At 61.2% G+C, this 10227-nt stretch carries 7 protein-coding genes and 1 pseudogene; 4 read left to right on the top strand and 4 right to left on the bottom strand.

Annotated elements, in window-relative coordinates:
* Positions 1-127: 127 nt before the first annotated feature.
* Both ACGYLQ_RS18120 and ACGYLQ_RS18115 read right to left on the bottom strand, forming a co-directional pair.
* A complete protein-coding gene (locus ACGYLQ_RS18120; protein WP_322330033.1) occupies positions 128-631 on the bottom strand; it encodes an HORMA domain containing protein in 504 nt (167 codons plus the stop codon).
* On the bottom strand, positions 628-1098 hold the full coding sequence (locus tag ACGYLQ_RS18115; protein WP_322330034.1) for a hypothetical protein: 471 nt from the start codon (positions 1096-1098) through the stop codon (positions 628-630). The genes ACGYLQ_RS18120 and ACGYLQ_RS18115 overlap by 4 nt, the downstream gene beginning before the upstream one ends.
* Before the next feature lie 780 nt (positions 1099-1878).
* Here ACGYLQ_RS18115 and ACGYLQ_RS18110 point away from each other — a divergent pair.
* The 4 genes from ACGYLQ_RS18110 to ACGYLQ_RS18095 all read left to right on the top strand — a co-directional run bounded on the left by ACGYLQ_RS18110 (position 1879) and on the right by ACGYLQ_RS18095 (position 7560).
* Positions 1879-2085, top strand: a complete 207-nt coding sequence (locus ACGYLQ_RS18110) for a hypothetical protein (protein ID WP_322330039.1) — start codon at positions 1879-1881, stop codon at positions 2083-2085.
* Between the two features lie 552 nt (positions 2086-2637).
* Positions 2638-3231, top strand: coding sequence for a helix-turn-helix domain-containing protein (locus ACGYLQ_RS18105; RefSeq protein WP_322330040.1), 594 nt, complete (start codon positions 2638-2640; stop codon positions 3229-3231).
* Positions 3218-5551 (top strand): relaxase/mobilization nuclease domain-containing protein, encoded by a 2334-nt coding sequence (locus ACGYLQ_RS18100; RefSeq protein WP_394444217.1) that lies wholly within the window; start codon positions 3218-3220, stop codon positions 5549-5551. Before ACGYLQ_RS18105 ends, ACGYLQ_RS18100 begins: the two co-directional genes overlap by 14 nt.
* Positions 5552-5559: 8 nt before the next feature.
* Positions 5560-7560: a type IV secretory system conjugative DNA transfer family protein gene (locus tag ACGYLQ_RS18095; protein WP_322330042.1), complete on the top strand. Its 2001-nt coding sequence runs from the start codon at positions 5560-5562 to the stop codon at positions 7558-7560.
* Between the two features lie 165 nt (positions 7561-7725).
* Here the strand turns inward: ACGYLQ_RS18095 and ACGYLQ_RS18090 are convergent, their stop codons facing one another.
* Positions 7726-8121 (bottom strand): M48 family metallopeptidase, encoded by a 396-nt coding sequence (locus ACGYLQ_RS18090; RefSeq protein ID WP_394444215.1) that lies wholly within the window; start codon positions 8119-8121, stop codon positions 7726-7728.
* A 169-nt stretch (positions 8122-8290) separates the two neighbouring features.
* Positions 8291-10222, bottom strand: a pseudogene (locus ACGYLQ_RS18085) (type I restriction endonuclease subunit R); the annotation flags it as partial.
* Positions 10223-10227 lie beyond the last annotated feature (5 nt).

Here is a 10227-nt window from a genome sequence, read left to right as displayed (position 1 = left end):
CTCCCCACAAAACAAAGAAGCCTCTGAATCGCAGATCAAGCGCTAAGCTGTAAGTGTGGGAGCGGCGCACCGCATACGTTCAACTCCATGCGGCTCTTGAACTTCTTAAATGCGTCCGGGAGTGAAATCATGATGCCTGCCTCCAATACGATGCCGTCGCTCCCAGACCATTGTGTTCGATGGTGGAGCCAAGGCTTTGACGAACCATACCGTCCGTAGAGCGGGCAGTGGTTCGGTACCAACCAGGGACATCAGGTCGTCCAGGCTTTGTACGTAGAAGGAGGTCATACTTGGCGCTTGCCGGTGCCACTCCCGCTTTGCGAATTGCCCAACGGAGTTGATCGGTGTCCGTCCAGAAGTTTCCATCTCCAGCAGACCAACTGTAGGCCACGTCAATGTCCCAACGCAGGATCAAATCATTGGATGCCGGATCGTATATCTCCAGTGTGATCTTCTCGAGGTCTTCGCTCTCCAACCATGCCTTAATGCCGCGCATGTTGATTTCCGTGTCGTTCACGAAATTCGCTGGGTCCATGCCACTCAGACGAATAATGTCTTTGAGGCTCTTGAGGATGTTATCAGCCACATAGGTGACAGACTGGGTGCGGGAATATGTGATGACCGATGTCATGGCTTCAGCAACCCTTCGAGGTCAATTTCGAGCTCGGCACCTTGCGAAGCGTGCGAGCTGTCTTGTTTCTTGGTTTCGTTTTTGTCGCGGGCCGTGATGCGCTCACTCTTCTGTTTCAAAGCCGATTGAACCCAACCGAGGTCATCGGGCTCACAGGGCAGCGAAATCGACCAATCACCTTTTAACGGGTCAAACCCGAGAACGTCTTCGTTCGCATCCGACCCATCGATCGCATCGTCATCGAATAGACAGTAAATGCGTGTCTGCGGTCCCTCACAGCTGACAATGATAGGCGAGTTTTCGCAGGCTTTGTCCGCGATGATGCTACTGGCAATGCCAGCGACACTGCCGAGTTCTTGCTGTGCTCCGGTATTTGTCCGGGTGAGCAAGGCGCTGATTGCGGCCCATGTAGCCAAGGCGTCGCGATGCGGAGAGCTCCGGAATGTTCGGCGGGTTACAGTCGGCATCACTTCCCCCGATTTACTTTTTTGTTGGTTTGGGCTGACTTCGCGGCTGCTGCCAACTGCGACAGTGTTAACGAAGCAGGATTTAGGGCCACCTGAGTGTTCGAGGCGAGCGCGTTTGCAACGGTTTTTCGGATCGTCCTTCCGTCAAGGCCGACGAATTCGCCGGCACAGGTATCGAAGCCACGGTCTCTGGTAAGCTCTGCTATCTCAGGATACGTGCTGCCTAGACCGCGCAGGAATGAAGAGAGAGGGTCGCGCTTGGCGCGGCCCTTTCGTTATGTCTCATGGTGCGTGCGATCGGTCACACTTGATCTGCAACTCGGGGCGTCCAGCATCGTCATCCCTCTACCCAGCCCGCCAGAGTGCGGCCCATCCGCATCGGTTCGGGCAGCGGGATGGTGCGCACCTAGCACATCGTCAGCAGCGCTAGACGCGAGGGGTCGAGACGTCGCACTTGAGGCTGAAGCCCTGCTCGACCCTCGGGTGGTGTCGCGGAACATCGCACCCACGCGGGCGGGCTCCGTTAGCTCCCCGGCCAGGCTTGGCGGGACGCGGTCGCGGATGGTGGCGTCGGCGTGATGGCAAGGATCATCCGGATCACTCCTTTTTGCTCATAGATGTGGATCGCTCGGTGTCGACCCAATCGTGCCCTCCGCTGACGCTTCGGCAAGCACAAATACGGCTTCCACGGCGGGGCCGCGGACCCTCCGCATTTGCGCTTGCGACCGGGCCTCTTGCCCCCGTGCCGGGTGATCCCCATCGCAACAAGGAGTAACCCAAATGACCAACCACTACGTCGCCACCGTTCCCGTCAAGTTCACCGATACCGATGGCCAGGAGCGCACCCGATTTCAGCGCGTGGGTGCCATGTTCAGCAACACCCGCAACGGGGACGGCTCGGAGTTCTTCAGCCTCAAGCTCGACTTCCCGGTCGCGGTCTCGGAGCTGGTGATGTTCCCGCCGAGCGCGAAGGATCCCCAGGACTGAATCCTCTCACGAGGATGGGCCGCCCTCGGGCGGCCGTGTCCCCGTTCCAGGGATGCCGCCACTGGCTGCGGTGATAGCCGCCAGCGACCTCGCAGTGCTTCCGGTCGCTGCGCGATCAAAGGATGATCGCCGACCGGAAGGATCAGGCCGCGACAGACCGGCCAGTCAGCCTCAAGGGGGCCATCCACAAAAACCTGTCGGCCAAGGCCTCCCGGTTTTTGCGGCAGAGATTTGGGGACCCAAATCTGGCCCTCCTTGACCCTGCCTGTCCGCCCTGTCGGTGAGGTTTGCGCCCGCCCGCGGTTCCGTCCGAACACGTGCGTGTTCGGCCAGACCCTCGGGCGGTGCTGGGGAAGGGGACCCATTGGACAGGTGGGGCGCCCGGTGGTGAGGGCGGCAGAGCCGCGTCCCCGCGGGACGCGGCGTGAAGCGGACACCAAGGCTGCCTGAGCCTGAATGCAACGTAAGTATATAATTGACAGATCGATATATTATCGTATGGTAGGGGCAGCCTTGGTGGAAGGTGGCAGGAAATAGGGGGTCTTTCTTCGCATGTCGCGCTCAAAACGTCTCACCGATGCGGACCGCATGGAGATCGTTCGCGAGGCTGCGGAAGGTGTGACCACATCGGCCCTGGCGGAGCGGTACGGCGTGTCGCGGCGGGCGATCCAGTACACGCTCAAAGCCGATGCCGAGCGTCAGATGGATGCCGCGATCCCGGTTTCAGCGGTCAGTGTGAAGGTTACGGCTGCGGAGCTTAAGGCGCTCGACGCGGTGTTGGCGAAGGCGGGGATCGAGAGCCGGGCCGAGGGGCTGCGGCGGCTCATCCAGGCGGCAGGCGGGGTGTTCGTTCCGGACGCGCAGATGGCAGCAGAGATGGCGCGCTACAGGGCCTCTCTGCACGAGGTCGGCAATGGGGTCGCGCAGATCGCCAAGCAGATGACGCGGGCCAACCGGATGGGGCAGGGGGCCGTGGGGGGCACGAGTGCCGAGTTCTCCGAATTGCGCCTTGCGCAGATGCGTGGGCTGGCGCGGTTCATTCTGGATTCCGCTGACGATATTGACCTGCTCTTGCGCCGCCGTCGGGATGCGATGGAGCTCGAGGCCACGGCCGCCTTGCGGGAGTTTGCCCATGCGGCTGAATGATGCTGTTGACGCTGTCACGGGCGAGGTCTTCCGGGATGGCTGGAGCCGGATCCGGGGCTCGAAGCAGGGGCTGCATGTCGCCAAGCAGAGCCAGCTTGTGCGCGCGGCGGCAGGGCATCGGCCAGCCGTATTCAAGGCGATCCGGGGCGGGGGCACGCATACCAAATCGCAGCTGATGAACCAGCTCGATTACCTCACCACCAAGTCCACCCATATTGTGGACAGTAGCGGGTTCCTTGATGGCAAGACGAAGCTCGAAGCGAAGGACATCAAGGACCTCACCGAGCGCTTTGCCAAGCGGTGGGATGCGGGCTTCAAGCCTAAGCTTGGGCAGACCACCCATATGCTCATGTCCTTTCCCATCGGCACCCGCGGCGAGGACGTGCGCGACATCGCGACGGACGTGGCCGAGCGGTTCTTCCAGACGGACGCGGGGCATTTCGATTACATCATCGCGGTGCATGAGGACCGCGATCATCCCCATGCGCATCTGGTGCTGAACCGCCGCTCGCAGGAAGGCGAGTTCTTTTTCCTGGGGCGGAACCATCGCTTCAACTATGGCGACTTCCGCCTCGCCATGGTCGAGGAGGCGGAAAAGTATGGCGTGCGCCTCGAGGCCACGCGCCGGGTGGATCGCGGGGTTGTACATTACCCGGCCCGCACAAGCGAGGTCTATGCGGCGAAAGAAGAGGGCCGCGCACCCCGCGAGCGCGAACGCGTGGGGGCCGACCTGACGCGGACGCTGGCGGAGATCGCCAACACCAGAACTGTCTACCACTCGCTTGCCGCGGAGGCCTCACGGGAGGCCCGCGAGGATATTGCTGCAGCCCTCTTCCGCGCGGGCGAGGTGCTGGCGCGCGGCGGGCAGGTGGACCGAACAGGAGATGTGTATATGGCCGAGGATGAAAGCTTCGAGGATCTGAGAAGCCTCTATGCCGAGAAGCTGGCGCGGGTGCAGGGCATGATCGCCGAGAAGTCCGATACTGAACGTCCCGCGCTGGAAAAGCGTCTCATCGAGATCCAGACGCAGGTCCAGCACATGCAGCCTCTCGGTTTGCGATCATCCGCGCTGTCAGAGACCCCCTCGGAGGGCGGGGTCTATTCAGAGGCAAACATCCAAGAGAGCCAGCTCGAACGCCTCACAGAGCCGCGCCTGCGGTCGCGGATCGATGCTGCTCTGCGGGGCACCGGGATCAGCACATCGGAAGTGGTCGCCCGGATCGAGACCGGGGCTACCAATGCAGCGCTCGAGCATCAATGGATCGCTGATGATCTCTCCAAGGTGGCCGAGGCGCGCGATCTGAACCTCGAACGCCGCGCCGATCTGGAACAGGCGCGCGACATTCTCAACGATGTGCACGTCGAACTCGGCACGCTGCTGGAACGGGAGAACGTGCTGCGCCGGGATGGTGTTCTGGAAGCGGAACCGGTCAGCGAGCGGTTCCACTATCAGGAGGACGCAGTGCGGGCGATGGAAGGGACAATCCGTCAGGAGATGCGCGCAGACGGCCTGTCCGCGCAGCAGATCGAGGACCGGGAGTGGGAGGTTGTCTCAAGGGCGGAGCGCCGAATCGAGACGGAGCAGCGCGCGTATCTCGAGGCGCACCCGGAGCTGCTCGCACGCCCAACCGATGTGATCGACCGGTCTGAGCCCTACAGGGAGACCATCACCGATGTAGCCCGCGCCAGTGCGATCACCCGCGAAGTCGACCGGATCATGGAGGCACGCGACGTCCGCACGCCCGTTGCAGATGCTGTCACGGATGACTTGCGCGCGCGCTATCCGGACATACCGACCCATCTTGCCCGTGGGCTCGGCGCGACCTATGCCGCCGTTGTGGAGATACGGGACACGGAGGCCATCAATCAGGTCCGCCGCGAAACCGAATTGCGCGAGGGGCTTGGGGTTGGCACGCGTGACGAACGTCTAGCGGCCCGAGATGAAACTGCGCCGGAGTCTGACCGTACCGACCGTCTTGCAGACGAGATTGCGCGTGTCCTGGACCATGAGCGGGCGGGGGAGTTGTCCGCGCCCTTCGAGACCGAGGTGGAGCGGGACGCTTTCCGCGAGGAGATCGCGCGGGTGCTGGACGGTCGTCAACTCGACCGGCTCACATCCGGCGATGCCGATGCGCTGGAACAGGTTCTCGAGGACCGTCTCGACCGGCTCTATGTCGCCAAGGTCTACCTGCAATCCGATGCCGCGACGGCCAACACGGACGCCTTGCGCCAGGTGGTCGATGAACTCGCCGATGCCGAATACGAAAAACACCGCGCGACAGACGTGGATGGCGAAACTGAGCGGGGACAGGTCCATTGAGCGCGTCCATGGGAAAGGTGCGGATCGCGACCGGCGTTTTGCTGGTGACGCTTGTGACCGGCGCCATGGGCTACACCATCGCCTCGGCCGTGCTGACGTATCAGGATCTCGGCTTCGGGGCCGAGATCGACTTTGCCTATATCGCGCAGAACTACATGGCGATCCGCGATCGCCGCCCCGGAGATGCCCAGCTCATCCACCTAATCGTCGGCAGCTTTGCCGCCGCTGGCATGATGCTGAGCCTCGCTCTTTCGGGATCGGCCCTCACACGCTTTGGCCAGACGCATTGGCAGACCTCCCGCGAGATGAAGGCCAATGGCTTCTTCGGGGCGCCCGGCACCGGGTTTATCCTCGGCAAACTCGGCGCTCCAAAGTCCCGCGCCAAATACATCTGCTCGAAAGTCTTCCCGCATGCGCTGATCGTGGCGCCGACGGGTCGCGGCAAGACCACGGGCTTTGTCATTCCGAACCTGCTGACCTGGCAAGGCTCCGCCGTGACGCTAGACGTAAAAGGCGAGTGTTTCGAGGCCACGGCCCGGCACCGAGCCGCCCAGGGCGACAAGGTCTATCGCTTTGCCCCCACCGATTGGGAGGGCAAGCGCACGCATCGCTACAACCCGCTCCTGCGCATCTTCGAGCTGAAAGACCCCGCGCGCCAACAGATGGAATTGCAGCTTCTGGCGACGCTTTTCCTGCAGAGCGACAACGACCGGGTGCAGGGGCTTCTGAAAGGCGGGATCGATCTCTTCGTGGCGGCAGGGCTCTTGGCCTTCCAGCGCAAGCGCCCGACCTTGGGCGAGATCTACCGCATCGCCGCCTCGGGCGGGAACAAGCAGAAGGAGTATTTCGCGCGCGGCCATGAGGTGGAGAACAGGGCCGCCAAGCTGATCTTCACGCGGCTCGCCTCGACCAACAACGATACGCTGACCTCCTACGTGTCGCTTCTAATGACCTCGGGGCTCGATCAATGGCAGAACCCGGCGATTGATGAGGCGACGGCGGTGTCGGACTTTGATTTCCGCATGATCCGCAAGAAGCCGTTTTCGGTTTATCTCGTGGTCCAGCCGCTAATGGTCAAACCCCTCGCGCCGCTGATCCGGCTCTTCTTTTCAGATCTGCTTTCCGCCATGCAGGAAAAGGACCCCGGGCCGGACGAGCCCTGGCCCGTGATGATCATGCTCGACGAGTTCAATCGCTTGGGCAAAATGCCGATCGTGGTCGAGAGCATCGAGACCCTGCGCACCTATCGCGGCCATCTGGCCGTGGTCACCCAAACCATCCCCGCCCTAGATGAAATCTATGGCGAGAACACACGCCGCGCTCTTCAGGGCAACGCGGGCGTGAAACTGTACCTGACGCCTTCGGATGAGAAGACCGTCGAGGAGCTGAGCAAGGCGGTTGGCAAGACCACGAAGACCGTCGTCACGCGCTCCCAGTCCATCGGAAAGAACCCATTCGAGGGCCGTAGCCAATCCACACGGACCGAAGAAAGCTCCTTGCTCCCCGAAGATGAGGCGCGCCGCCTGCCACTCGACGAGATCGTCATGGTGATCGATGCCCAGATGCCTGTCCGGGCGAAGCGGATCCGGTATTTCGACGACCGCCTGTTCAAGGCAATCCACGCGGCACAGACGGGTGAGTTGCCGTTTCCAGAGCCGGGGGGAGGAGGATCACAGGGTACACTGCCACTGAGTATGCGTGCTATGCCAATGACGCCGCCACCGAACGGGCCCCGTGGATCTGAAGCCGATGTGGTGGCCGGACGCCAGGCTGCTGATGGCCAGTCGTCAGGGCAAACCGATGTCGCCACAAAGAAGTCAGCACCTGTAGTTCAAGCTGTCGTCGCAGAGGAACAGCGGCAGATGGAGATGGATTTCGGGGGCCAAGTCACGGATGCAGAGGCGGCGAGCGCTGTGGGTGAGACGCAAATGCGCTCCGCCTTCGATGGCCTGGACGACATGGAAGCGATGTTGCGAGAGGACAGTGGTCAAAAGCTGGTTGCTCGATAAGTTGACGAGAGTGAATTTTTGTCGTCAGCCGATTGCGGAAGCTCGATGCGGCATCGAATGGACTTGAGCCTGACCACGAAACTGGACGTCCGAAGCGCACCCGTACGGCCAACGGCTTCACAAGCAGAGTTTTTCCGATCTGGCTGCGGCTGGGGTCGATAATTTTCAGGCCATGGCTCGCTCAAGCCGCTGCTTCCGTCGCTCCCAATCGGGCATCACTTTGTAGAGAAGTTCGAAGAACTTTGCTCCGTGATGAGGCTCGGCCACGTGGCAGAGTTCGTGAGTGATCACGTAATCAATTGCATCGACCGGGGCCTGAACCAGACGACGATTGAGTAGCAAACGTCCCGCCGGCGACATGGACCCCCATCGCTGCCGGGTCTGACGCACGATGAACCCCTTCGGCCGGAATGCCTCCGGATCCGGGAACAGACCGAGACAGAGTTCGATCCGTTCCGGAAACTTGATGTGAGCCCGATCGCGGTACCATGCCTCGACCAGTTCGCGTGTCACCTCTGAAGGCTTTGAGGCGCGCGTAGAACTCGTGCCGCAGCGCCTCATCGGCGAGGTGCTGTTCGAACTGCTCCATGTCCTTCTTGTTCCGGACAGGCTTGAAAAGGTCCCAGAGCTGGTCGTGCAGCTGGGGCAGCTTGCGGATTTCCTCGCGGACGTCATGAACCGTTCCGGCGAGGTCGGCCGCCTCGTAGCCTTCGAAGGCGCTGTATGTCGTCAGCGCACTGTCCAGCTCGCCCAGCAGCCCCTCATAGTCGACGATGAAGCCGAACTGCTTCTCTGTGCCGCCGTCCTCATACAGCCTGTTCACGCGCGCAATTGCTTGCAGGAGGTTGTGCTCCTTCAAAGACTTGCAGACGTAAAGCACCGTGTTCCGAGGTGCATCGAAGCCGGTGAGGAGCTTTGAGACGACGATCAGGATCTCCGGATCGCCGGAGCCCTTGAAGGCATCGATAATCTGGCGGTTGTACTCGTCCTCGGTCTTGTACTGCGCCATCATTTTCGACCAAAATTTCCGCACGAGATCCTTCGATTCCTGATCGACCTCCTCGTTGCCCTCGTTCTCGTCCGGCGGGGAGACAACAATGGCACTCGAGACGTGGCCGATCTCGTCGAGAATCTCCTTGAAGCGAACCGCCGCCGCCTTCGATGGCGCAACGAGTTGAGCCTTGAACCCGGTTCCCTGCCAGTGCTGGCGATAGTGCTCGGAGATGTCGAACGCCTTGGCCCGAATGGCTTGGTCGGTCTTGGCCAGAGCGTCCATCCGAGAGAACTTACGCTTCAGATCGCGCTTCTGATTTTCGGTCAGTCCCTCGCTAATCTTGTCGAACCAGCGGTCGATCACGGCTCCCGAAACCTGCTGTTCGACAAGCCGCCCTTCGTAAAGCAACGGCACGACTGCGCCGTCAGCTACAGCCTCGTCGATGGCGTATCGGTGGATCAGCCGCCCAAAGGTAGAGAGCGTGTTCTTCTCCTTCTTGAGGAGAGGCGTTCCGGTGAATCCGAGATAGCAGGCCTTTGGCAGGAGGCGTCGCATCTTGGCGGCGAACTGGCTGTGGCCGCCGTAGCGCCCTGTCTGCGTCCTGTGGCTCTCGTCGACCAGCACGAAGATGTTCGGATCGTCGTCCGCCAATTTGCTATGCTTCAGCGCAGTGTCGAACTTGTTGATGATCGTGGTGACCAGCGGAGCCTTGTTCTGGACAAGCTCCAGTAGGTGAGCCCCGCTCGTCGCACGGACTGGCTCCAGATCGCAGGACTTAAAGGTGTCCCTGATCTGCTTGTCGAGATCGTCGCGGTCCGTGACGATGATGATCCGCGGGTTCTCGATGCTGCGTTCGAGGGCGAGCGATCTACCCAGCATGACCATTGTCAGCGACTTGCCTGAACCTTGGGTGTGCCAGATCACGCCACCCTTGCGCGCGCCACTGATATCGTGCTGCTTGACCGTCTCGACCGCGCGGCGGATTCCGAAAAACTGCTGGTGGCGCGCAATTTTGCGGACACCGCCATCGAACACGGTGAAACGATGGATGAGATCAAGCAGCCGCTCGGGGCGGCACAGGGAGTAGATCGTTCGGTCCTGGGCTGTGACCGCGCGCTCGCCCTCGGCGGCCATCGCGTCGAAGTAGGCTCGCGCGCCTGCGAAGTCGCCCGAGAATATCGAGGTCTTTTCCGCCGCCACAAGGACGCGGTTGGCGAGGGGCGCGATGGCCTCGTCGGTGTCTTCTTCATCATGCCATTCGGCCCAGAATTTAGACTTGGTCCCGACCGTCGCGTAGCGCGCGCTGTTGCGGTTCATAGAGACTAGCAGCTGGGCGAAGTGGAAGAGTTGTGGGATGTTGTCTTCGTTCTGGTAGCCAATCAGCTGGCTGTCCGCTTTCTTAAGGCTTTCAGTCGGTCGCTTGTTCTCGATCACCAGAATCGGAATGCCATTCACGAAAGCGACAATGTCGCAACGCTTGGTCTGGCTGGATGCGGTCCTTTCCACCGAATATTCGGCAGTCACGTGGAAGACGTTGTTCTCAGGCTTTTCCCAGTCGATGTATTGGAATGAGTAGCTCTTTGAATCGCCATCGATGGACTTCGTAATCGTTGTTCCTAAGACGAGCGAGTCGTAGATGTCCTGGTTCGTTCCCCGGAGCCCCTTCATCCGGT

The sequence above is a fragment of the Sulfitobacter sp. 1A12779 genome (genome assembly GCF_043557315.1).
GTDB classification, from domain to species: Bacteria; Pseudomonadota; Alphaproteobacteria; order Rhodobacterales; family Rhodobacteraceae; genus Sulfitobacter; species Sulfitobacter faviae.
Note: the sequence above shows the minus strand (reverse complement) of the source record. Positions and strands in the feature narration are given on the sequence as shown.